Source organism: Bacteroides pyogenes, from assembly GCF_014196225.1.
Taxonomy (GTDB): domain Bacteria; phylum Bacteroidota; class Bacteroidia; order Bacteroidales; family Bacteroidaceae; genus Bacteroides; species Bacteroides pyogenes_A.
The window spans coordinates 58,426-83,023 of the sequence record NZ_JACIDI010000009.1 but is presented as its reverse complement, the minus strand read 5'-3'; the positions used below and the strand labels follow the sequence as shown (position 1 = coordinate 83,023).

At 46.7% G+C, this 24,598-nt stretch carries 21 protein-coding genes; 11 read left to right on the top strand and 10 right to left on the bottom strand.

The window, feature by feature from the left end; translation table 11 throughout:
- Window positions 1-160 precede the first annotated feature (160 nt).
- The gene (locus GGR07_RS07865) at window positions 161-1,429 is read right to left on the bottom strand and encodes a lamin tail domain-containing protein (protein WP_021645723.1); all 1,269 of its coding nucleotides are present in this window, start codon (window positions 1,427-1,429) and stop codon (window positions 161-163) included.
- A gap of 187 nt (window positions 1,430-1,616) precedes the next feature.
- On the bottom strand, window positions 1,617-2,624 hold the full coding sequence (locus GGR07_RS07860) for an aspartate-semialdehyde dehydrogenase (protein WP_021645724.1): 1,008 nt from the start codon (window positions 2,622-2,624) through the stop codon (window positions 1,617-1,619).
- Window positions 2,625-2,981: 357 nt separating this feature from the next.
- Here GGR07_RS07860 and GGR07_RS07855 point away from each other — a divergent pair, with 357 nt between their 5' ends.
- The 3 genes from GGR07_RS07855 to GGR07_RS07845 are packed head-to-tail and all read left to right on the top strand — an operon-like array spanning window position 2,982 to window position 6,495.
- Window positions 2,982-5,117 (top strand): cation:proton antiporter, encoded by a 2,136-nt coding sequence (locus GGR07_RS07855; RefSeq protein ID WP_021645726.1) that lies wholly within the window; start codon window positions 2,982-2,984, stop codon window positions 5,115-5,117.
- On the top strand, window positions 5,099-5,830 hold the full coding sequence (locus tag GGR07_RS07850) for a tRNA threonylcarbamoyladenosine dehydratase (RefSeq protein WP_021645727.1): 732 nt from the start codon (window positions 5,099-5,101) through the stop codon (window positions 5,828-5,830). The genes GGR07_RS07855 and GGR07_RS07850 overlap by 19 nt, the downstream gene beginning before the upstream one ends.
- An 8-nt stretch (window positions 5,831-5,838) precedes the next feature.
- Complete coding sequence (locus GGR07_RS07845) at window positions 5,839-6,495, top strand: ABC transporter ATP-binding protein (RefSeq protein WP_034543189.1); 657 nt, start codon at window positions 5,839-5,841, stop codon at window positions 6,493-6,495.
- Between the two features lie 202 nt (window positions 6,496-6,697).
- Here GGR07_RS07845 and GGR07_RS07840 read toward each other — a convergent pair whose 3' ends face one another.
- On the bottom strand, window positions 6,698-7,612 hold the full coding sequence (locus GGR07_RS07840; RefSeq protein ID WP_021645729.1) for a helix-hairpin-helix domain-containing protein: 915 nt from the start codon (window positions 7,610-7,612) through the stop codon (window positions 6,698-6,700).
- Entirely contained in the window at window positions 7,609-8,979 is a 1,371-nt protein-coding gene (locus GGR07_RS07835) for a sodium-dependent transporter (protein WP_021645730.1), read from the bottom strand. The genes GGR07_RS07840 and GGR07_RS07835 overlap by 4 nt, the downstream gene beginning before the upstream one ends.
- A gap of 101 nt (window positions 8,980-9,080) precedes the next feature.
- Here GGR07_RS07835 and GGR07_RS07830 point away from each other — a divergent pair, with 101 nt between their 5' ends.
- Entirely contained in the window at window positions 9,081-9,470 is a 390-nt protein-coding gene (locus GGR07_RS07830) for a VanZ family protein (RefSeq protein ID WP_021645731.1), read from the top strand.
- Window positions 9,471-9,687: 217 nt separating this feature from the next.
- On the opposite strand, the gene GGR07_RS07825 is transcribed toward GGR07_RS07830, so the two are convergent.
- Both GGR07_RS07825 and GGR07_RS07820 read right to left on the bottom strand, forming a co-directional pair.
- On the bottom strand, window positions 9,688-11,073 hold the full coding sequence (locus GGR07_RS07825) for a UDP-N-acetylmuramoyl-tripeptide--D-alanyl-D-alanine ligase (RefSeq protein ID WP_021645732.1): 1,386 nt from the start codon (window positions 11,071-11,073) through the stop codon (window positions 9,688-9,690).
- 108 nt (window positions 11,074-11,181) lie between these two features.
- Window positions 11,182-13,188 carry a tetratricopeptide repeat-containing sensor histidine kinase gene (locus GGR07_RS07820; RefSeq protein ID WP_021645733.1) on the bottom strand — a complete coding sequence of 669 codons (2,007 nt, stop codon included), beginning with the start codon at window positions 13,186-13,188 and terminating at the stop codon, window positions 11,182-11,184.
- Between the two features lie 127 nt (window positions 13,189-13,315).
- Between GGR07_RS07820 and folP the strand changes: the two genes are divergently transcribed.
- From folP to GGR07_RS07800, 4 genes are all read left to right on the top strand, one after another.
- Window positions 13,316-14,185, top strand: a complete 870-nt coding sequence (gene folP / locus GGR07_RS07815; RefSeq protein ID WP_021645735.1) for a dihydropteroate synthase — start codon at window positions 13,316-13,318, stop codon at window positions 14,183-14,185.
- A gap of 12 nt (window positions 14,186-14,197) precedes the next feature.
- Window positions 14,198-14,962, top strand: coding sequence for a diadenylate cyclase CdaA (gene cdaA, locus GGR07_RS07810; RefSeq protein ID WP_021645736.1), 765 nt, complete (start codon window positions 14,198-14,200; stop codon window positions 14,960-14,962).
- Window positions 14,963-15,051: 89 nt separating this feature from the next.
- Entirely contained in the window at window positions 15,052-16,593 is a 1,542-nt protein-coding gene (locus tag GGR07_RS07805; protein ID WP_021645737.1) for a TldD/PmbA family protein, read from the top strand.
- Between the two features lie 43 nt (window positions 16,594-16,636).
- Window positions 16,637-17,956, top strand: a complete 1,320-nt coding sequence (locus GGR07_RS07800) for a TldD/PmbA family protein (RefSeq protein WP_021645738.1) — start codon at window positions 16,637-16,639, stop codon at window positions 17,954-17,956.
- A gap of 121 nt (window positions 17,957-18,077) precedes the next feature.
- Here GGR07_RS07800 and GGR07_RS07795 read toward each other — a convergent pair whose 3' ends face one another.
- The 4 genes from GGR07_RS07795 to GGR07_RS07780 form a co-directional block, all read right to left on the bottom strand.
- Window positions 18,078-19,106 (bottom strand): GNAT family N-acetyltransferase, encoded by a 1,029-nt coding sequence (locus GGR07_RS07795; protein WP_021645739.1) that lies wholly within the window; start codon window positions 19,104-19,106, stop codon window positions 18,078-18,080.
- Window positions 19,100-20,017 (bottom strand): DUF2156 domain-containing protein, encoded by a 918-nt coding sequence (locus GGR07_RS07790; protein WP_034543180.1) that lies wholly within the window; start codon window positions 20,015-20,017, stop codon window positions 19,100-19,102. The genes GGR07_RS07795 and GGR07_RS07790 overlap by 7 nt, the downstream gene beginning before the upstream one ends.
- A 56-nt stretch (window positions 20,018-20,073) precedes the next feature.
- Entirely contained in the window at window positions 20,074-20,769 is a 696-nt protein-coding gene (locus tag GGR07_RS07785) for an LrgB family protein (RefSeq protein ID WP_021645741.1), read from the bottom strand.
- Window positions 20,770-20,830: 61 nt separating this feature from the next.
- Window positions 20,831-21,169, bottom strand: a complete 339-nt coding sequence (locus GGR07_RS07780; protein ID WP_021645742.1) for a CidA/LrgA family protein — start codon at window positions 21,167-21,169, stop codon at window positions 20,831-20,833.
- Window positions 21,170-21,361: 192 nt separating this feature from the next.
- On the opposite strand from GGR07_RS07780, the gene pta reads away from it, so the two are divergent.
- The 3 genes from pta to GGR07_RS07765 all read left to right on the top strand — a co-directional run bounded on the left by pta (window position 21,362) and on the right by GGR07_RS07765 (window position 24,220).
- Window positions 21,362-22,381: a phosphate acetyltransferase gene (pta, locus tag GGR07_RS07775; RefSeq protein ID WP_021645743.1), complete on the top strand. Its 1,020-nt coding sequence runs from the start codon at window positions 21,362-21,364 to the stop codon at window positions 22,379-22,381.
- Window positions 22,382-22,429: 48 nt separating this feature from the next.
- Window positions 22,430-23,626, top strand: a complete 1,197-nt coding sequence (locus tag GGR07_RS07770) for an acetate kinase (RefSeq protein WP_034543179.1) — start codon at window positions 22,430-22,432, stop codon at window positions 23,624-23,626.
- Window positions 23,627-24,040: 414 nt separating this feature from the next.
- Window positions 24,041-24,220: a hypothetical protein gene (locus GGR07_RS07765; protein ID WP_039972678.1), complete on the top strand. Its 180-nt coding sequence runs from the start codon at window positions 24,041-24,043 to the stop codon at window positions 24,218-24,220.
- Window positions 24,221-24,598 lie beyond the last annotated feature (378 nt).

Genomic DNA, 24,598 nt, shown 5'->3' with positions numbered 1-24,598 from the left:
TGATAGGATTATAGCCATTAAAATAATATATAATCACGCTGATTCGATGCTTGGTATATTAAATATGCGGCAGATGCGATGAACCATATAGCTTGTCAGAGTGCCTGCTGATTGTGAAAACCGTATGAGGTGCGGCAAGATCTCCGGCAACACTTAGCGGCTACACGGGCTCCGAGTTCCTTCTTCCGGGCGTACCTCCCGTGCTGTCCTTGCACGACTGCCAGTTGTTGTTGACCGAAGGAAGCTCCGGCGATTTCTTTTCAAGAGATATTCCTGTGAATTTGCTTCCTCCACAATTGTGCATCCAGTCCCAAAATCCGCAGGTATCGAACGTGTTCCCTTTTGCGGGCTTTTCGCTTCTCGAGAGAGCTATGTATCCGCCTTTGTTATTGAGTGAGGGGAATTTCGGCGTTTCTATAATCCGTTCTTGTCCCACCCGGTGCTTTCTCATGATTCGTTCCGCCGATTGCGTAAAGCAAAGGTAGCTTTCGGGTTCGATGGAAAACAACGCATGCGCCTTATCCGTATATAGTGGAACGGTACTGTATACTTTACCATCCTTATCCATCTTATAAAGGTACAGGGCAGGAAGCGTGATCGTTTGCCCCGTAGGGTTGTAAATTTCGATGTATTCGGCTCCGTCTTTGGCGTTGTCGTACATCACTTCATTGAAGAGCAACATGCCTCTGACGTCATCGGGCAATTCGGTCATTCCTGCCGGAGGAGCAACCGGGGAATCTTCTTTCGGCTCTGCCGCCGTATCCACTTCGTGCGACAAACGAATGTGGTGGAATACAAACCCTTTGCACCGGCTGGGTGTGTATACACAGTAAATGCCGCAGCACACCGAAGAACGTATGCCGGTATCCTGCACGCCCCCTTCCGTCGTGTATTCGCTTTCCGATTCGAGACGTGTCCGTAGCGTCCAATATCCGTTTTTGTCGCATTCCGTTTTGACGTAGAGCTTGGGAGCCTTGTCGCCCTTCATCAGTTCCCTTCCCGAAACCAGCAACCGGGATTCGTTTCCTTCTTGCCGGTAAAGCCCGACATTGTCTTTCGCTCCTCCTATCTGGATATAATAGCCCGATAAGTTTCCCGAAAGCTCTTCGGAAGAGGAAGCCAGATAGAAGCGGGCATAGTTTTTGGCGGAAGGATTGAATGAAAGATGTATCCCGAATTCCCAACGGGTGTCACGTATTTCGGATGATGGAATGGTGAGATAAGCTGTTCCGGTAACATAATTCCGGTCGTCCAACCGGATTCCCCGGCGGGAATTAATGGAGAACTTCCCCCTTTCTCCCGACCATGGGAGCTGATGGCTCAAGTCGTCTGTCGCATATTCCTCTTCTTCTTCGGAGGGAAGCGAGCAACTGAAAAAAGCGGTAAACAGAAATAAAACGATGGCAACAAAGCGGTTACTGACTCTCATTACGGTTTTGTTTTTTGTGTCTTCATAGTCTCTGTGTCACCCGGTTGGCCTTTCTTGTCAAGCAAGCTCTACGTGCCGGAGCGACATGAGGATGAGTCGTATTAAAAGATAAAAGAAAGGGAAGCGGAAGCAACACCGAGTTTGTTTAGGCTTTCGTCTTCCCTTACTTTGGTTAGGGTATGTGTCTTTATATATTCTTTACTTCAATCAGGTATTCGGCTATCTGAACGGCATTGAGCGCGGCGCCTTTCTTTATCTGGTCGCCTACAATCCAGAATGTCAATCCGTTCTCGTTGGTCAGGTCTTTGCGTATGCGGCCTACGTAAACGGGATCTTTGCCTACGAGGAAGAGCGGCATCGGATATTCTTTTTCCGCCGGATTGTCTTGCAACACCAAGCCTTCTCCGTTGGCGAAAGCTTCGCGGGCCTCTTCCACCGAGATGGGGCGTTCGGTCTCTACCCAGATACTTTCGGAGTGAGCGCGCAAAGCGGGCACACGCACACACGTGGCGCTTACTTTAATATCGGAGTGCATGATCTTTCGTGTTTCGTGATACATCTTCATTTCCTCTTTCGTATATCCGTTGTCGGTAAATACATCGATTTGAGGAATCAGATTGAATGCTAACTGGTATGCAAATTTCTCTACCGTCACGGGTTCGTTTGCCAATACCTGGCGATATTGTTCGTACAGTTCGTCCATGGCTGCCGCACCGGCTCCGCTGGCTGCCTGATAAGTGGATACATGTACGGTTTTTATGTGAGAAAGTTGCTCGATTGCCTTCAGGGCGACAACCATCTGTATGGTTGTACAGTTCGGGTTGGCAATGATTCCGCGCGGACGTTCCAAAGCGTCGGCCGCATTTACTTCGGGCACTACCAGCGGCACATCGGCATCCATGCGGAAAGCGCTGGAGTTGTCGATCATTACCGTGCCGTGTTTGGTAATCGTTTCGGCAAACTCTTTGGAGGTTCCTCCGCCGGCTGAAGTAAAAGCGATATCTATTCCCTTAAAGTCATCGTTGTGTTGCAAGAGTTTCACCTCGATCTGTTTACCGCGGAAAGTATAGGTGGTTCCGGCACTGCGTTTAGAACCGAACAAAACCAACTCATCCATCGGGAAGTTTCTTTCATCGAGCACGCGCAGGAACTCTTGTCCCACGGCTCCGCTTACGCCAACAATAGCTACTTTCATTTTTTTCTTTTATTAAAATGTGAATACTTCAATCTTTATTCTGTTCTTCTGTCCATTAGTAAAGATTTGCTCGCAAAATTACAACATTTTGCCATATAAACCTCTTTTTTATCAGGAAATTACAAGTTGCGTCCATCTCTTTTTTTCTTTGCTTGCTTTGTCCGGCAGAATATGATGTTCTTTACACCGGCAAGAGCCGTTTCATTTGCATGGCGGATGTTTTCGCCTTTTTACCGCTTGTTTTTAGGTTGAATGTGCCGTACAATTGTTCCTGTGCTCCGAATCTTCGCCTTTTCTCATTGGCGGTCTGCGAACTTTTTTGTTTCTTTGCGGATAAATCTTTAAAACACGGAAACGATGAATCTGTTCGACTTCCACCTCACGCTCCCGATAACCGACCCCACTTGGGTCTTCTTCATCGTGCTTATTATTATCTTGTTCGCCCCCATCATTTTAGGGCGTCTTCGCATTCCCCACATCATTGGGATGATTCTGGCGGGAGTGCTGATTGGCGAACACGGTTTCAACCTGTTGATGTACGACAGCAGTTTCAAGCTTTTCGGGAAGGTAGGTCTGTATTACATCATGTTTTTGGCAGGACTCGAAATGAACATGAGCGACTTCAAGGAGAATCGGGGAAAGGCTTTTGTTCTGGGAGTTCTGGCATTTGCGCTTCCTATGATTTTGGGCTTTATCAGCAATATCACCATCTTGCAGTACGGGCTTATAACCTCTATTCTTTTGGCCAGTATGTACGCCTCTCATACCTTGATTGCTTATCCGATAGTGATTCGTTACGGTATAGCGCGGCAACGCAGCGTGAGTATAGCTGTGGGGGGTACGGCGGTGACCGATACCTTTACGCTGTTGGTGCTTGCGGTGATTAGCGGGCTTTATAAAGGCGAAGCTTCCGAAATGTTCTGGATATGGCTGGTAGTGAAAGTCGTCTTTCTCAGCTTTCTTATCATCTATTTCTTTCCGCGTATCGGCCGTTGGTTTTTCCGCCGCTACAGCGACGGGGTGGTTCAATTCATCTTCGTATTGGCGATGGTTTTTCTGGGCGCGGGTCTGATGGAGTTTGTGGGCATGGAGGGCATTCTCGGCGCTTTTTTGGCGGGACTTGTCTTAAACCGCTTGATTCCGCACGTCTCTCCGTTGATGAATCATCTGGAGTTTGTAGGAAACGCGCTTTTTATTCCTTACTTCCTCATCGGCGTGGGTATGATCATCAATGTACATATTCTCTTCGGTAAGGGCGACGCGTTGAAAGTGGCGTTGGTGATGACCACGATGGCGATGCTCAGCAAATGGATCGCTTGCTGGATTACGCAGAAGATATATAAAATGAGTGCGATGGAGCGCGAACTGATGTTCGGGTTGAGCAATGCACAGGCTGCCGCCACGCTGGCTGCCGTATTGGTGGGCTACAATATCATTCTTCCCGGCGGGGAGCGTCTTTTGAACGATGATGTATTGAACGGCACGATTGTGCTGATTCTTTTTACATGCATCATCAGCTCGTTCGTTACCGAGCGCGCCGCCCGGAAAGTGGCGATGGAGACCGAGATGGATACGGAAGTAAAAAAAGGCAAACAGGAGGAGAAAATACTGATTCCTTTGGCAAATCCCGATACGATTGAGGACCTGATGGGGCTTTCGATGCTCATCAGAGATGCCAAACAAAAGGATAACCTCATTGCTTTGAGCGTGATTAACGACGATTCCGCCGCGACGAGCGGGGAAGAAGGGCGTAGTAAAAGGAATTTGGAACGGGCTGCCAAAATATCTGCGGCGGCGGGACTTTCGCTCACCACCGTGAGCCGTTATGACTTGAATATCGCTTCGGGCATTATTCACACGGCGAAAGAGTACGGTGTGACAGATATTGTGATAGGCTTGCACCGTAAGATGAATATTGTCGATTCTTTTTTCGGAAATCTGGCCGATAATTTGCTGAAAGGAACCAACAGAGAGGTGATGATAGCCAAGTTTCTGATGCCGGTGAACACGCTTCGACGGGTAGTTGTCGCCGTGCCTCCCAAGGCCGAATACGAACCGGGATTTTCGAAATGGGTAGAGCATTTTTGCCGAATGGGAAGTATTTTGGGATGTCGGGTGCATTTTTTCGCCAATGAGGAGACATTGATACGTTTGCAACAGCTCGTAAAAAAGAAATATAGCAATACGCCTACCGAATTTTCGGTTTTGGAAGAATGGGGCGACCTGTTATTGTTGACGGGACAGGTGAATTATGATCATCTGCTCGTTGTCATTTCGGCACGCCGCGGATCGATATCTTACGACAGCTCATTCGAACGTTTGCCGGGACAGCTGGGGAAATATTTCTCTAACAATAGCCTCATTATTCTTTACCCCGACCAGTTCGGCGAGCCGCATGAGGTTATTTCTTTTTCCGATCCGCGCGGTTACAGCGAGCCTCAGAATTATGATAAGGTAGGTAAATGGTTTTATAAATGGTTGAAGAAGAATTGATGGAAGAAAACTGGCAACAAAGAACGGAACTGTTGTTGGGGAAAGATAAGATGAACCGTATACGTGCGGCCCATGTACTGGTTGTAGGGCTGGGAGGTGTAGGAGCTTATGCGGCGGAAATGCTTTGCCGGGCTGGAGTAGGGCGGATGACGCTTGTGGATGCCGATACGGTTCAGCCGACGAATATGAACAGGCAGTTGCCTGCCATGCACTCTACTTTGGGACGCCCGAAGGCGGAGGTGCTGGCAGAACGGTATAAAGATATCAATCCTGAAATAGAACTCACCGTGTTGCCTGTTTATCTCAAGGACGATGGTATACCGGCATTGCTCGACAGTGCCCGGTTCGACTTCATCGTGGACGCCATCGATACGATCAGTCCGAAGTGTTTCCTGATTTACGAGGCAATGAATCGGCGGATAAGGATTGTATCGAGCATGGGGGCCGGGGCGAAAAGCGACATCACGCAGGTGCGTTTTGCCGATCTTTGGGATACTTATCATTGCGGGTTGAGTAAAGCCGTGCGAAAGAGGTTGCAGAAGATGGGCATGAAGCGGAAACTTCCGGTGGTTTTCAGCACCGAACAGGCCGATCCGAAAGCGGTGTTGCTGACTGATGAAGAACGGAATAAAAAATCGACCTGTGGAACGGTGAGTTACATGCCTGCCGTATTCGGATGTTACTTGGCCGAATATGTTATAAAACGATTATAATGGAAACGATGATCAAGTTAGAAGAAATCACGAAAAGCTTCGGTTCGTTGCAAGTATTGAAAGGCATCGATCTGGAGATTCGCAAAGGGGAAATAGTCAGCATCGCAGGGCCAAGCGGAGCAGGAAAGACTACGTTGCTGCAAATTATGGGAACGCTGGACAGCCCCGACAGTGGTACGGTAATGATCAGCAGCACCGATGTGAAGCAAATGAAAGAGAAGGAACTCTCTGCTTTTCGTAATAAAAATATCGGCTTCGTTTTTCAGTTTCACCAATTGCTTCCGGAGTTCACCGCCTTGGAGAATGTCATGATTCCTGCTTTCATTGCAGGAGTTCCTCACTCGGAAGCGAATAAGCGGGCGATGGAAATATTAGGATTTATGGGGCTGGTTGACCGGGCATCTCATAAGCCGAACGAACTCTCCGGAGGAGAGAAACAACGGGTGGCGGTGGCGCGCGCATTGATCAACCATCCTGCGGTAATCTTAGCGGACGAACCTTCCGGAAGTCTCGATACGCATAACAAAGAAGATTTGCATCGCTTGTTTTTTGAACTGAGGGAGCGCTTGGGGCAGACTTTCGTGATTGTGACTCACGATGAGGGACTTTCTAAGATTACAGACCGTACGATACATCTGGTAGACGGCAGTATCAAAAACGATTAATATTATAGTCGGTCGATTTAAAATCTATACAAAACAGCAGGAGATTTCTCTGTATATTCCTTTTAGGCGTCCTATAATCGCTTCTCTACCGGAATCCGGAATTTGCGAAGAGATTAGCGTAGGGTGTTTGTTTTGTTTGTGTGTGGTGTATTCTTATCCGGTGTGGTAGGAGTGTGCTTCTTTACGTGTTCCGGACAAACATCTATTCGAAGCAGATGTAAGGATTGATTCGCTCAAAATCGACGGAAGAGAACTCTTCATAAAGCGACAACTCTTTCAGGCTGTTTATCTTGCCTTTTTTCTTACGGTGTTCGACAATCACTTTCGCTTGGTAGAAATTGATGTACGGATGGCTCATCATCCGTTGCACGCTTGCCTTGTTCACGTTGATGCGGGGGATGGAGCGCGCATCGACAGAAAACCACGGACGAAGGACTTCCGCCTTCAAATGTATGTCTTCCAACTGTTCGATGCGGTGGAAACCTCCCAATTGCCTGCGGTAATTCACTATCATCCGGGCGATTCCGCTGCCGATGCCGGGAATTTTCTTGAGTTCGGCGGTATCGGCTTCGTTCAGCCCGATGATTGTTCCTGCGGGGTATTTGAACAAAGTGTCTTTACGCTCTTTCAATCCCGTAAACAATTGTATGCTGTCTTTACGCTCTGTCTCTTTGGCAATGTGGATGTAGGGCAGCAGAGTCCGGTATTGCAGGTCTGTCAGTCCGTATATTTTCCGGAAATCTTCGGGACGACGAAACTTTCCCTGTTTGCTCCGGTAACGCAAAATGTTTCTCGCCATCCATGCGGGCAGACCGAGACGGACGAAGGCGGCGGAGTCTGCGGTGTTGGGATCGAAAGGAAAAAGCTCCGCTTCGGATTTAGAAAAGGAACGGGACGTACGGTTTCGATCTCCGGGAGGGTTCGCCTCTTCGAGCGAAGAAAGGAACTGCGTGTATTCTTCCTCCAGCCGGTTTTTGTCTATCAAATCCGGTTCGTCTTCCTTGAAATGTCGCGATAATGCGGAAATGGAGTAAACGATGATAATAAGAACGACAAGTACGAGAATACCTTGCCGTTCCGTTTTACTGAAGTAGAAAAAGTCCTTCCATCCCGTCATAATTTCAGTATTCCCAATTCATGGATAAAAATGAGGGAGATGGCGATGGGGGCAACGTACTTCAAGAGGAAGATGAGCAACCCGTATATCGGCATGCGGAGAGAACCGTCGTTGGTGATTTCAGATTTTACAATCCGTTTGTCGAGATACCATCCGGCAAAAACTGAGATGAGCAATCCGCCTATGGGAAGCATGAGCTTGGCCGTCACAAAATCGAAGAGGTCGAACAGGGTTAATCCGAAAACCGTAATATCTTTCAGCACGCCTAACGAAAGCGAGCAGAGCGCTCCGATGACGATGCATCCGCCGGTGACGAGACGGGCTGCTTTTCCCCGGGTGAATTTGAACTCTTCGTGCAGATAGGCTGTCACCACCTCGTGCAGCGATATGGTGGAAGTGAGCGCTGCCATTGCCAGAAGCAGGTAAAACATCACGGAAAACAGATAAGCGATGACGGGGAGGTCTCCAAACGCTTGCTGAAAGACATTCGGAAGCGTAATAAATACGAGGCTGGGACCTGCGTCGGGGCGGATGCCCACCGAAAAGGCTGCCGGAAAAATAATGAATCCCGCAAGCACCGCCACGAACGTATCGATGGCTCCCACGCTCAAAGCTGTTTTAGTCAGGTTTGTTTCTTTGCTGAAATAGGAAGCGTATGTACAAAGGCATCCCATGCCCAGGCTCAATGAAAAGAAAGCCTGTCCCATTGCGCTCAGGAAGGTGGTTCCGGTTACTTTGCCGAAGTCCGGTTTCAACAGGAACTCTATGCCCGAACCTGCTCCCGGCAGTGAGATCGAACAGCCGACTAAAATCAGAATGATGATGAATAAGGCGGGCATCATAATCTTCGAAGATTTTTCGATGCCTTTCTCTACCCCTTTTGCGATGATGAAGTGCGTGGCGAGCAGAAAGACCGCCATCCATAGCGCGGGGCGCCAGGAGTCTCCGGTAAACTGTTGGAAAGAAGCGATGAAGTCCGCCGAACTTTTGGCGGCAAAACTATCGGTGGCGGCTTGCACGATATACTCCAAAGTCCATCCGGCAATCACCGAATAGTAACTCAGAATAAGGAAACCCGCCAATACTCCCATTCGCCCCACCCAATGCCAGTGAGTGCCCGGTGCCAGCTTTCGGTATGCGCCTGCCGTATTGGCTTTCGAACGACGCCCGATGAGAAACTCCGAGATCATGATGGGAAGCCCTAAAAGTATCACACAACCCATATAAATGAGAATGAAAGCTGCTCCGCCATGATTTCCTGTCTCGTAAGGGAACCGCCAGATGTTCCCCAGCCCTACCGCCGAACCCGCTGAAGCGAGTATCACTCCTAACTTGCTGCCGAAATTGGCTCTCTCATTCTTCGTCATAATCTTTATGGTTGGATTGCATTCTTGCTATATAACTGTTGTAGCAGGCTGCAAATATAAAAAATGATACGTATATTTGCCCCTTAAAGTACGCGATAATTATGCTCTATTATATCAAGAAATATCCTATATCCTTTTTTATCATTCTGCTGGTAATCTTTCTGTCGTTTTTCAATCCGCCCGAAACCGGCTTCGATCCGCCTGCGGGATTCGACAAGCTTGTGCACTTCTGCATGTATTTCGGTATGTCCGGCGCGTTGTGGATGGAGTTTTTCCTGCAACATCGCCGCGACCGTACTCCCGTTTGGGATGCATGGATAGGAGCCTGTCTTTGTCCGTTGCTTTTCGGCGGGGGTATCGAGCTGCTGCAAGAGTTTTGTACGAAGCATCGGGGAGGCGATTGGTGGGATTTTATGGCCAATGCGGCAGGAGTGATTACGGCAAGCCTGATAGCGTATTATTGTCTGAAGACCTTCGCCCGTCGAGGATAATGTTGTTTTTAACAACTTCGGGCTATCTTTCTCTGCCGCGTTGCGGCAGCTTTCAGGCAATCGTCCTTTTGTTTGATTGGTTTCACCGGCAGGAACATTTTGTTTCATGCTGTTGAAACACTTTGTTTCATTAGCAAGAACACTTTGTTTCACCGGCAAGAACACTTTGTTTCATGCTTGTGAAACAAAACCTTCGTCGGAATCTCCTGATTATTCTTTATAAGTAATCTATCGCTTTATCGAGCTTTATTCCGTTGGAACCTTTGATCAGAATGGTATGTCCTTGCGGATGTTCCGTCTGCAGGCGGGAAATGACTTCTTGTATATCCGCAAACGTTTGGAACCGATGGCTTGCCGCTGCGAATTGCTCTCCCACAAGCCATACGGTTTCAAAACCGCATAGGCTGATGAAGTCGGCAATCTTTTGATGTTCCGCCGGGCTTTCCGTACCCAACTCGCGCATATCGCCCAGCAAAAGCATCTTATGAGGCGCCTTCATGTTCCTGAAATTCTCCAAAGCCGCTATCATGCTGGTAGGATTGGCGTTGTATGCGTCGATGACAAGCGTATTGCGCGCTGTCTTTTTCAGTTGCGACCGGTTGTTTTGTGGGGTGTATGCGGTTAATGCTCGGTCTATTTTCTCATCTTCCACCCCGAAGAATCGGCCGATGGCGATGGCTGCCATGGCATTGGTAAAGTTGTATTCGCCTATGAGTTGCGTCTGTACGCGATGTTTCCGGTTTGCTTCCCCTTCTTTGGTCTTTTTTTCGCCTGCTTCCCATTCAAACGTCAGGAACGGATCGTTTGCCGTAATCTTTCCGTTGACGTACAGTCCCTCTCCGGTTCCGTAGCGAATGCAGTTAAATGAGGCCGACGGTTGCGCTCCGTATGCTTTGACTCCGTTTTTTGTTTGGGGCGAAGAACAGCCCGAACCGCCCGCCATCTTTTTCAGATAAGGATTGTTTTCGTGAATAAAGATGGTGGGATGATTTTTTTTGCGGAGGAAATCGTACAGTTCTCCTTTGGTTTTGATGACTCCTTCGAAAGAACCGAAGCCTTCGAGGTGCGCTTTGCCTACGTTGGTGATGATGCCGTAATCGGGCTCGGCAATTTCGCAAAGATGCTTTATCTCTCCCGGATGGTTTGCCCCCATCTCCACCACAGCCAGTTGGTGTTCGGGGCGCAACCGCAAGAGGGTGAGAGGAACTCCGATGTGGTTGTTCAGATTGCCTTGCGTGTAGAGTACCTTGTAAGCCTGCGAAAGAACGGCGGCTATGAGCTCCTTGGTCGTTGTTTTTCCGTTGGTTCCCGTGATGCCGATAATCCGTGTTCCCAACTGCCGGCGGTGATAGTTGGCAAGTTGTTGCAAGGTCTGAAGGCAATTCTCTGTAAGAATGTATCGCTCGTCGCCTGCGGAGGCATATTCCGCCTCGTCTACCACAGCGTAAGCGCATCCGTCCTGCAAGGCTTTCCCGGCAAAAGCGTTGCCGTCGAACGAGTCGCCTTTCAAGGCGATGAAGAGCGATCCTTCCGGACAGTTGCGGCTGTCGGTAGTCACCGTTTTACAATTGAGAAATATTTGATAAAGCGCAGCAAGTTCCATAACCTGAATCTTTTTAAAAGTATGGCAAAGATAGGTGATTCTTTCGGAACAATATCCGTGTATGCGGCAAAAAACGTTACCTGTGTCGATGTCGGAGAGAAGAAAATGCTATGCATATACCAACGGAAGCGTCAACACCATTCTGCATCCGCCTGTGTACGATGAGTCTACTTGCAGGCTCCCTCCCAGCTTCTCGGCGATATTCCGGCAGATAGACAGCCCGAGTCCCGTTCCTTGCGAGAAAGGGTTGACTTTATAGAACCGTTCGAAAACCTCTTCTTGCTTCTCTATCGGAATCCCTATGCCTGTATCGGTAATATGAATCTGAAGTTGCTTTTTTTCTTCTGATTCCGTATAGCTTATATCGATGTTTCCATGATTGGTGAACTTTACGGCATTGTGCATCAACCCTGTCAGCAATTGCGTCACGCGATCCGGATTGCTGAGGATGACGAGCTCATTTCTGATCGGCCGAAAAGAGACTGTTATTTCTTTGTCTTTGCATGCGCTGGCTGTATCGATGGCTTGTAAACAAGTAATGTTGATGTCTGTTTTAATGTCCGACGGCAGTTTTTCATGTTGGTCTAACTCCGATAAAGCAAGTACGTCGGTAATCAATCGGAGCAACTCTTGGCTGTTCGATTTAATGATTTCCGCAAACTCAGTAGTTTCGGTATCCTCCTTGTATCGGTCGCTCAGCACTTCGGAGAACCCTACAATGGAATTGAGTGGCGTACGGATTTCGTGTGACATGCTTTGGATGAACGTTGTTTTCATCCGGCTCTCTGCTTCGGCACGGTCTCTGGCTTTACGAACTTCTTCGCGTGAAATAATGAGTTCTTCGTTTTTGAGTTTCAACTCTTTTTCTGAGGCTTTGAGCTTTCGGTTCAAACTATTTTCCCGGTATAAAAAGAAAAAAACGATACCTAACAGAATAGATAATAAAGCGGCTATGCCTGTTTTGGTACGTATCTCTTTTTTCTGCGCCTGAAGTATTAATTCTTTCTTTTCGGCATTAAGAAGTTCTACGTTCAGCAGGTTTGCAAATTCGCTGCTTGCCAATCGCTCGTTTGCTATTTTCAAAGAATCTTCCGCTTTGATATATTTCATAAGATAGTCTACCGCCGTATCGAGTTTTCCCATCCGGCTGTAGATTTCTCCTTTAGCTCTGTATCGGCTGCTATTTTGTATATGTTCATTTAAACGTTGTTCTTCTATCCTTTGATTTTCAATTGCTTCCAGCGCTTTCTGGAATTGTCCGGTTTTCTGATAGTAAATATATTCCGTGCGGTATAGCCCTTTCTTCTGTAATTTCAGCCTTTGATCCTTTTCAAACATTTCTTTGCACTCTTCCAATGCTTTTTCCGCTTTCTGAAAATCTCCGAATGTACTGTAGTAATTTACGTAACCCAATTGTAGCCAAACTTTATGTGATGCAGAATTTGAAGAGTTGCTTGCTTTAGCCAGGGCGTCAAATGCTTTTTCTTGCTGATGCTCTTCGATGTAGTAGTCGGCCAGTTGGATATAGGTATTGGTAATATTATAATTTTCGAGTTTGTATTTCTCTGTCAGTTCTATTTCTTTTAATCGCCATTCGAATGCCATTGTATTGAGTTTTTTGATCGTGTAGATTTGTGACATAACACTGTAGCAATACAACAGTCCTATTTTACTGTCTTCCTTTTGTGCTTCTTTAAGCATCTTTTCGGCCTCGTAAAGAGCGATGTTCGACCTGCCTGTTTTCAGATAATATAGAATCAGGCGGTTTCCCCATGCAAAATAATAATATTTGGGTTGCTGGGTTCGTTTTGAGAACATTTTTACCTTATTGGCATAATGAATTACGCTGTCTTCATTGGACGATTGATAATAATGATATTCCAATTGAGTGGAAAGGGCTACCGCCTGCATCCGTTTGTCATGCAATTTTTCGGCCATGTGAAACAATGTATCGGCCATATTCATTACAGACGGGTGCATCAGATGTTTCTGGCAATGCTGGTAATAAGCGTACAATTCGGGTGATACGTTGAATGCTTCGGCTTCTTTTTGAGCTTTTGCAGAAACCGCATAAGAAAGAATGAGAAAAAGGCATCCTGCGTGAAAACGAGACATTGTGCTTGGGGGTTTATGAATCGATGATATTCTATAGTGCGCAAATATACGTTTATTTCTTATATCTTTAGTGTGAATAATTGTTTTTTTTCTCTACATTTGCATCAGTCTAAATTGGAACAAATCAATGATGAACTCTTTTTCTTCTGCTTATATCAATGTTAACGGACATTTGATGGATCTGACTTCTCCGCAGGTAATGGGCATTCTGAATGTAACTCCCGATTCTTTTTATTCCGGATGTCGCGCTCAGGCGGAAGCGGATATAGCTGCCAGAGTCCGGCAGATTATAGACGAGGGAGCCACGATTATCGATATAGGAGCTTATTCTTCCCGTCCGAATGCCGAACATATATCTGCTGAGGAAGAAATACGGCGGCTTCGTACAGGATTAGAGATTATAGCTCGACAATACCCGGAAGCGATCATCTCTGTGGATACTTTCCGATCGAAAGTTGCGGAATGGTGCGTAAAGGAATATGGGGTAGCCATTGTAAACGATATTTCCGGTGGTGAAATGGATGACCGGATGTTCGAAACCGTGGCTCGTCTGGGAGTACCTTATATTATGATGCATATGTTGGGGACACCACAAAATATGCAGAAAGAACCTCGCTATGATAATCTGCTCAAAGATGTTTTTCTGTATTTTGCCCGTAAGACCCAGCAGATGCGTGATTTAGGAGCGAAAGATATCATTCTGGATCCGGGATTCGGATTTGGGAAGACTTTGGAACATAACTATGAATTGATGGCCCATCTGGAGGAATTCCGTATTTTTGAACTGCCTGTGTTGGTCGGTGTCTCGCGGAAGTCGATGATCTATAAATTGCTGGGAGGAACGCCGCAGGATTCGCTTAATGGAACTGCAGTACTCAATACGATTGCATTGATGAAGGGAGCACACATCTTGAGGGTACACGATGTGCGCGAAGCCGTGGAAGCGGTGAAGATTTTCGAGACTATGAGAAAAAATACCGATCCATCCAATGATTAAACACTGACAGCTATGTTTTTTGAGTTTGGCATAAAAGATTTTATAGATATTTTGCTGGTAGCTTTCTTGCTGTACTATACGTACAAACTGATGAAAGCTTCCGGATCGATCAAGGTTTTTACCGGTATCCTTATGTTTATTCTGATCTGGCTGGTTGTAACTCAGATTTTGGAGATGAAGCTATTAGGATCTATTTTTGACACCTTGATGAATGTGGGTGCTATTGCTTTAATCGTTTTGTTTCAGGAGGAAATCCGTCGATTCCTGTTTACTTTGGGGTCTCACCAACGCTTCAGCGCTTTGGCACGTTTTTTCAGTGGAGCGAAAAAAGACACTTTAAAACATGATGATATCATGCCGATGGTTATGGCTTGCCTGAATATGGGTAAACAGAGAGTGGGCGCTTTGATCGTGATTGAACATACCGCTTCCTTAGACGAGGTGGTACGAACCGGTGAAGAGATTGACGCAGCATTGAACCAGCGCTTGATTGAGAATATATTTTTTAAGAATAGCCCTTTGCATGACGGGGCAATGATAATCAGTAAAAAACGAATCAAGGCGGCCGGATGTATCCTGCCTGTATCGCATGACCTGGAGATTCCGAAAGATCTTGGTTTGAGGCATCGGGCAGCTATGGGAATTTCTCAGCAGTCGGACGCGCATGCCATTATCGTTTCCGAAGAAACCGGGGCTATTTCGGTGGCTTATAAGGGGCAATTCTATCTCCGGCTGAATGCGGAAGAGCTGGAAAGCTTGCTGACAAAAGTGAACTGAACGGGGCGTATGTTTGGACTGATGGATTTGTCACCGGACAGAAAGGCATTGCATTAATCTGGATAAAACACTATTAAAATAAAAAAATTATGGATAGACGTATTTTTCTAAAGACCGGAGGGATGGCTTTGCTGGGTACGCTGGCAACGAAATCTGTGATGGGAATGGACTCTTCTGGAGCATTGGTTGGTGAAAGCGCCGATAAGAAAACTGCCATTGCCTTGGCGATGGAACATTTCGGAGTGAGTGAAGCAGATTTGAAGAAAGTTCTTTCCGCCGCATTAGAGAAAGGTGGGGATTATGCCGATCTTTTCTTCGAACACACCATCAGCAATAATATCAGGCTCATGGATGGTGCGGTGAACAATAGTTCTTCGAATATTGATTATGGGGTAGGCGTACGGGTGCTTTCGGGTGATCAGACCGGATATGCCTATGTGGAAAACACTACGTTGGAAGATATGTTGAAGGCTGCCCGTACGGCAGCACGCATAGCTTCCGCTAATAAGGGGAATAAACCGCTGAATCTTACCGAGAAGGTTCTGAGGAAAAACCACTATACCGTATCTTCTCCTTGGGAGGGGGTGAGCCTGAAAGACAAAATGCCATACCTGCAAAAGCTGAACGAACGGATTTTTTCCATGGATAAGAGAGTACGTAAGGTGCAGGCCAGTCAGAGCGATGCTACATCGCACATATTCTTTTGTAACTCGGAAGGGGTGATGTATTACGACTATCGGCCGATGGTAACGCTGGGAGCAGTATGTATCATGGAAGAAAACGGGAAAATGGAGAACGGTTATGCCGCACGGGCTTATCGCAAAGGTTACGATTTCCTGACAGACGATGTGGTGGAGATCGTAGCACGCGAAGCAGTGGAGCAAACGGCTATTATGTTCAAGGCAGTTAAACCTAAGGGTGGCGAGATGCCCGTAGTGATGGGTGCCGGAGGATCGGGTATCTTGCTTCACGAAGCCATCGGGCATACTTTTGAAGCGGACTTCAACCGGAAGAATATCTCGATCTTTGCCGATCAGTTGAATAAAAAAGTATGCAACGAGCATATCAATGTGGTGGACGACGGAACGATTCCGTTCAATCGTGGGTCGGTGAATTTCGACGATGAGGGCGCCGAAGGACAGAAAACTTATCTGATAAAAGAGGGTGTGCTGACCAGTTATATACACGACCGTATCAGCGCCAAACATTATGGAGTGGCGCCCACCGGAAACGGACGAAGGGAATCTTTCCGCAACATGCCGATTCCCCGCATGCGGGCCACATACATGGAAGCGGGCAATGTAGATGAAGCGGATATCATAGCTTCGGTTAAAAAAGGGATATTTGTGAACAACTTTACTAATGGTGAGGTGCAGATTGGCGCGGGCGACTTTACGTTCTTCGTGAAGTCGGGTTATATGATTGAAGACGGCAAACTGACGCAACCTATCAAAGACATAAATATCATAGGAAATGGTCCGAAAGCTTTGGCGGATATCACTCTGGTAGGTACGAACGCGAAAGTGGATAATGGCACATGGACTTGCGGGAAGGACGGGCAGTCGTGTCCTGTAACCTGCGGCATGCCGTCTGCTTTGGTCAGCAAACTGACTGTGGGTGGAGAAAGCTGAAATAATTATCACTAACCATTAATCACTTTAAAAAGACGAATCTATGATTACAGATAATAATAAAAAGTTGGCCCAGTGGGCGATGGACTACGCTTTGAAGAATGGATGTCAGGCTGCGAAAGTGCTGCTGTATTCTTCTTCAAATACGTCGTTCGAACTGAGAGATGCCAAAATGGAAAGTTTGCAACAGGCTGCTGAAGGCGGACTTAGTATTTCTTTATATGTAGACGGGCGGTACGGAAGTATTTCTACAAACCGACTGCATCAGAAAGAATTGGAAGTATTCATCAAGAACGGTATCGAGTCGACACGTTATCTGGCGGAAGACAAAGCACGTGTATTGCCCGATCCGGAGCGTTATTATAAAGGTGGAAAACCCGATTTGCAATTGTCGGACAGTAAGTTTTCTTCTATCAGTCCCGACGACAAGGTGGCGCTGGCAAAGGCAGTGGCGGAAGAGGCGATGGGAAAAGACGAGCGTGTGATTTCCGTATCTTCTTCATACAGCGACGGAGAGAACACTACATATCGCTTAATCAGCAACGGGTTCGAGGGAGAGATAAAAAGAACATGGTATTCTCTTTCTGCAAGCGTGACCATCAAAGGTGAAGGAGAAGCCCGCCCTTCATCCTATTGGTACGAATCGTCTCTATACATCGACGACCTGATAAAGAAAGGCATCGGGCAGAAGGCTTTGGAAAGAGTGCTGCGTAAACTGGGACAAAAGAAAGTGGAATCGGGCAAATACACGATGGTGGTCGATCCGATGAATACAGGGAGGCTGTTGGGACCGTTGATGAGCGCCTTGCACGGAGGGGCGTTGCAGCAAAAGAATTCTTTCCTGCTCGATAAACTGCATGAGAAAGTAGGAAGCGATCGCTTGACATTGATAGACGAACCTCATCTGATGAAGGCTTCCGGAGCACGTTATTTCGACAATGAGGGAGTTGCTACTGAGCGTCGAACTGTCTTCGACAAAGGTGTGCTCAATACCTACTTCATAGATACTTATAACGCCAAGAAAATGGAAGTCGATCCGACAATCAGTTCGTCGTCCATCCTGGTGATGAGTACCGGAAATAAGGATCTGGAAGGATTGGTTGCCGGTATCGATAAAGGGATTTTGGTGACCGGTTTCAACGGCGGCAACTGCAACAGTTCCACCGGAGATTTCTCTTACGGCATCGAAGGCTTTCTGATAGAGAATGGAAGGGCTACCCAGCCTGTTTCGGAAATGAATATCACGGGTAATATGATAACGCTGTGGAGCTCTCTTGTCGAAACGGGTAACGATCCGAAACTCAATTCTTCGTGGCGGATTCCTTCATTGGTGTTTGAAGGGGTAGATTTCAGCGGATTGTAAAAAACGGCCGTTTACCAATCCGTAAAGAGGTCCGCTTGTTCCGGAACTTCTGTTTATAAATTGAATCCCAATCGACTATTAACGCTTGCTCATGCTTATTAATCGGTTGGGATTTCCGGTTTCAATTCAGCATCAAACTCATGTAGGGGTGTGTCGGAAGGAGAATCCGCTTTGTCAGTTCACTTATGTTCATGGATAGATGGCGGCCGGGCAGGCGCTCGGCACTGAACATGCATTTTCCGCTGCACAGGTAATAATAGCCGTTGTTGACGGACAATTGCCTGTCGGTGAGTTCCAATTGCATTTCGTCTTCCGGAAAAGCTGCGGCGTACAGCTCCAATACCTTTTTTGCATTAATAATGCGTGCCATGCCCAGCGGATATGGCGGAGGCATTTCTTTGGAAGGCAGCAATCGGGTTATTTGTTCTTCGCCCGTTCGCTCCTTTATATAGAGCAACAAGTTGTATTCTATTTCCTGTGTGTCGGCAAAGAATTCGTTAATAACCCACCCGTTCTCGCGCTTGTATACAATAGCCAGCCCTTTGATAGCATTATTTTCCTTGGCGGTGAACAAAATTCCGTCGCTGATAGGCAGGTCGGCCATGATTACCCGGAAATCTTCAGCGGTATGCTGGATACAGCAAGCCCGTTCGGAAAGCTTCCGGTTTAGATATTGGTAGACTTCTTTCTGAGGTTTTGTTACGGTTTTCACTTTTATTCTTTCGGATGGAGAAGTTTCGGGAACAGATATTTCCTGAGTGGAGTATCCGAATACGGAAGCGTATCCCATCTGTCTATAATAGTCGAACAACCAAGGTTCGGCAGGGATCAGCGTGCTGAAAAGTACTTCGCCGCGAAACATCCGGGCAAACGCCTGAGAGAGAAGTTCACGCATCACACCCTTCCCTCGAAAATCCGGATGGGTGCAGGCTCCGGAAATATAAGAAGTCCGTACCGTTTCCCCGCAGAAAGTCATCGGGTAGGGAAGCATTTGCAGAGCCGATATGATCTCTCCTCCACTCTCGATCGCAATATTTACGTCGTTTTTATAACGCAGGCGGAAGTACATCTCAATGAATGCTTTGCTGTCATTGAAGCATAGCCCCCATAACGTTTTAACCTTTTCTTTCATGCCTTCCGCTCTTACCATCTGATTTGATTTATTGGATGATCTTTGAGACAAGCCATGTGTTTTTCCAGAATCGTTACCGGTTGATAGGAGAGCTTTGCTTTGCGCAGGCCTTCTATTCCTAAATCTTCTTCCCGGTTGATGTATACGTATTGTTCTGGAATACGGTTGGCAAACTCATAATTAATCATGGCGTATGCTCCGTCTATCCGGGTCTCTGCCTTTTCCACATGCACGCCGAAAGTTTCGTGGTTGATGGGCATGCCGAAAGTGAATGCCACAATTTGTCCGTTGACGTGCAGGATGCCACCTGTGAGACCGATTGCTTCGAAATTATGTAAAGCATAGATCAGAGCGCGGCGCTCATTGCCTGTTCCCTCGTGCTGGTCGCAATCGTTCGCTTTGCACCATTCGGCTTCCAGTTCAAGGCATTCTTGAATACGGTCGGGAGTAATCGGAGTATATTCGTAGTCGGGATATGTATTGCGGAATCGGTTAATGTGATTTCGTTTCGATTGAAATTTTTTCCCTTTCAGTGTGGAGAGGTCGTTTCTCAGGTATATATAATCGGCGTAATCACGGTCTTCTGTAAAGGTGAATCGGTCGGGCAATTCTGTTTCAAGCTCTGTTCGCATATCGGAGCAGACGCCCAGCATACAAAATGGCTGACCTTCTTTTTCAGCATCTTCAATCAGTTTACGAAGAATGGATTTCTGATCGCCATTTCCCACAGGCATCATATAAGCCAACTGGTTTTCCGCCCAGAATTTGAATACAAGAAAATCATCTACGACGGCAAATTGCGTATTATACAGAAATCTCCAGCTGCAAAGGTTGGAGAATGAGAGGTCGCAATTACGCCGCCTGCTTTTTATGGTGAATGCCATAATCGTTTCTTTATCCGCCAATGTGATATCTTTGAATGGAATCATGAGTTCTTGTTTTGAGTTTTACGCATTATATAACGGATAATGTTGCGGTTTTGTTGCTACAGAATTCCCAACAATCGCAAAATGGTAGGAGTCAGCAGCGCTGTGAATATCCCGTTCAGCGTTAATCCTAAACTGGCGTATGCGCCGTATTTTCTACTCACGTCCATTGCTGTGGATGTGCCTACCGCATGGGCGGCAGTTCCCATAGAGAGTCCTTGCGCTATCGGGCTGCCTACACGTATCACTTTCATGGTTTTAAAGCCACAGACAGCTCCCAGCAAACCTACTGCTACGACGACTGCTGCTGTAAGTGAAGGGATACCGCCTACCGTTTGGGTGACTTCCATCGCGATAGGAGTGGTTACCGATTTGGGAGCCAATGAAAGAATTACTTCTTGCGAGGCCCCCATAAGTTTGGCTATCAGTACAACCGAAATGACTCCCACAATACAGCCTGCCAATTGCGACAATAAAATAGGTACCAGTTGCTTTTTGATAGTTTCCAGTTGAAGATATAGAGGAACCCCCAAAGCCACTACTGCCGGGCGTAGCCAGAATTCGATGAGATGTCCGCCTTCGTTGTAAGTCTCGTAAGATATACCCGTTATTTTGAGAAAAATGATCAGAAAGGCGATAGTCAGCAATATCGGGTTTAGTAGCACTTGTCCCGTTTTCTTTTGGAGCAGTTTCGCAAAAAAGAAGATTGCGAAGGTAATAGTCAACAGAAAGAATTTATTTTCTAAGAAGCTCATTTGATTTTACATGTTAATTGGTGAACACAGGCTGAGAGATTTAAGACTGTTTTCTTCCGGGTCATTTGATTTTACGTGTTAATTGATGAACCCATCCGGTGACGGCCAAAACAAGTGCGGTGCTGACTATCGTGGCGATAACGATCGGCCAGAATTGTGAGGTGATGACGTCGAAATACAGCATTAGCGCTACTCCCGGCGGGATAAAGAAGAATCCTAAGTTAGCAACCAGAAAGTCGGACATTCCTTGTACCCAATGAAGTTTGACCCAGCCTAATTTCAGAAAGAGAGCGAGAAGCAGCATACCGACGATGCTGGACGGGAGCTTAATCCCCGTAAGGTAAACGATTAATTCACCCAAAGCCAAACAGCCAAATAAAATGGCGCACTGACGTATCATACTAATTATCTGTTGATGTTTGAAAATACGGCAAAGATAGGAAAAATAGAAGTACAGTGTTAAATATTATAATATTTTAGACTTAGAAATTAAAATAGAAACCTTTTGTAATGTGGATATTGCAAAATTCAGTACTTTTGCAGTGCAAAAAGAAAGCTATCTCGAATTTTATAACATATATTAAATATATCTATGCTTAATTTAATCAACCAGATCGTTGAGCGGGCAAAAGCAAACCGCCAGCGCATTGTTCTTCCCGAAGGAACGGAGGAGCGTACATTGAAAGCTGCCAATCAGATTTTGACAGATGAAGTTGCCGATCTTGTATTGTTGGGTAATCCGGATGAAATCAACGAGTTAGCAGTAAAATGGGGTTTAGGGAATATTTGTAAGGCTACAATCATCAATCCTGAGACTTCTCCGAAACACGAGGAATACGCGCAACTCTTGTGCGAGCTTCGTAAGAAGAAGGGAATGACGATTGAAGAAGCTCGTAAACTGACGAGCGATCCTTTGTTCTATGGTTGCTTGATGATTAAGAGCGGCGATGCCGACGGACAATTGGCAGGGGCCCGGAATACTACCGGAAATGTACTTCGTCCCGCCTTGCAGATTATTAAAACCGCACCGGGTATCACTTGTGTTTCAGGCGCGATGTTGTTGCTTACGCATGCTCCCGAATGCGGTAAGAACGGGCTTTTGCTGATGGGTGACGTGGCAGTTACTCCCGTTCCGGACGCCAATCAGTTGGCACAAATCGCCGTTTGTACGGCTCAAACAGCGAAAGCGGTTGCAGGTATCGAGAGCCCGAAAGTAGCGATGCTGAGCTTCTCTACAAAAGGTTCCGCTACACATGAAGTGGTGGACAAGGTGATAGAAGCCACCAAGATTGCCAAAGAAATGGCGCCCACGCTCGATTTGGACGGTGAAATGCAAGCGGATGCCGCTCTCGTTCCTGAGATCGGAGCAAGCAAAGCTCCGGGATCGCATGTGGCGGGAGAAGCAAATGTGTTGATAGTTCCGAGCCTCGAAGTCGGAAACATTTCTTATAAATTGGTACAGCGTTTGGGACATGCCGATGCGGTAGGGCCTATCTTGCAGGGTATCGCCCGTCCGGTCAACGATTTGTCTCGCGGTTGCTCTATTGCAGATATCTATCGCATGATTGCCATTACCGCCAATCAGGCCATCGCGGCAAAGAACATTCGTTGAGTTCGTCGCCTGTAACCACTTATCGTTAAATTATTTAAAACTAGAAGCATGAAAATTTTAGTACTGAATTGTGGCAGTTCGTCTATTAAATATAAGCTGTTCGATATGGACAGTAAAGAGGTTATCGCCCAAGGAGGAATCGAGAAAATAGGTTTGAAAGGTTCGTTCCTGAAGCTGACATTGCCCGACGGGAGCAAGAAAGTGTTGGAGAAAGACATTCCCGAACATACCGTAGGTGTGGAATTTATCCTGAATACCTTGACCGGTCCGGAATACGGCGCCATCAAATCATTGGATGAGATTGATGCGGTGGGGCACCGCATGGTTCACGGAGGCGAGCGCTTCAGCGAATCGGTGCTGCTGAACAAAGAAGTGCTGGATGTTTTCATTGCCTGCAACGATCTGGCGCCTTTGCACAATCCCGCCAACCTGAAAGGCGTGAACGCGATTACCGCCATTCTTCCAAACGTGCCGCAGGTAGGTGTGTTCGATACGGCGTTCCACCAGACCATGCCCGACTATGCCTACTTATATGCCATTCCTTACGAACTTTATGAGAAGTACGGCGTGCGTCGTTATGGGTTCCACGGAACATCTCACCGTTACGTTTCGCAACGTGTGTGCGAGTTTCTGGGTGTAAAAACCGAAGGACAAAGAATCATCACTTGCCACATCGGCAACGGAGGTTCTATCGCTGCCATCAAAGACGGCAAATGTATGGATACCACGATGGGATTGACTCCGCTCGAAGGCCTGATGATGGGAACACGCAGCGGCGACATCGATGCCGGAGCGGTTACTTTCATCATGGATAAGGAAGGCTTGAACATGACCGGAGTTTCCAATCTTTTGAATAAAAAGAGCGGTGTGTTGGGCATTTCCGGTATTTCGAGCGATATGCGCGAGATAGAATCTGCTGTGGCTGCCGGAAACAAACAAGCCATCTTGGCAGAAAAAATGTACTTCCATCGCATCAAGAAATACGTAGGCGCGTATGCTGCTGTTTTAGGCGGTGTCGACACCATTGTGTTTACCGGTGGCGTAGGTGAGAATCAGGCATCTTGCCGTGCGGCAGTGTGCGAGGGTCTCGAATTCATGGGCGTTAAAATGGATAAGGCGAGAAACAGTGTGCGTGGCGTGGAAGCTGTAATTTCCGCCGACGACTCGAAAGTGAAAGTCGTGGTGATTCCTACCGACGAAGAGCTGGTGATTGCGTCCGATACCATGGCTATCGTGAGCAAGTAACGAAAATAAAGATTTTATAGAGTCCCCTTGTTTTTCGCTCTCCTGTGGCAGGATAGCGAAGAATAAGGGGAATTTCTTTTTATTCACGACATGTTTAGTCGTTCATCCTTGTTGTCTTTGTTTACAGCAACTTCAAATCTATATTATATAATAGGTGGAAAAATGGTAAGATTGCAACGCATGTCGGTTGTCGTCAACAAGTTGAAAGGGTACAAACTGTTTCCTGCGAAAATAAAATCAAAAAGCAAGAAAAGGGCTAAGGGGCTTGTTTTACAATCATCAGTGCATTATATTTGTGAGACAGATAAGAGAATCCTTATGCTTCTGCCATGCAATTGCCGGGCTTTATGTAGCCGATATTTGACCGGCAAGGACTATGAAGCGAGTTGTTTATATATCTTTAGAAGAAGTAATATGGAAAATGGTATCACCCCCGAAGAGCTCCAGCAGCAGTTGGAAGAATTTTATCCGAACATCCGGGCCGATTTGACTATGGCATACAGCTATATTGATATATGCGGGGAATATGCCGAAGTGGATGGATATGCCGATTGGTTGATCTCTTGCGGATGTGGCGAGGCCGATTGCTCGTGATATGATTGCATTATGAGTCTTTCGGTGCTTTTTTACACAAAAAGCAAGAAATACAATGAATCGATTTTTTTGATTTTGAAGACCGGAAAATCCATGTCCCGGTCTTTTTTTGTATCTCTTTCATGCTTGTTTGAAAAGCCCGCCGCCTTTCATTTCAAACATCAGCGTGTTTGATTTCAAAGCCCGCCGCCTTTTTTTCAAAGCCCGCCGGCTTTTTTCTGTAGTTCGCCGTGTTGTTTTTCTTTAGCACGGCAATGCAGTTGCAAATGTAAATTAAACAGGCGATTGGTGCAGCAAACGAAGCTTTTCAAAAGCACTCTGTAGGTCTCTTCCCTACGGATTTTTGGGTGGTTAGGCCGGGATTATCTCCGGATGCTT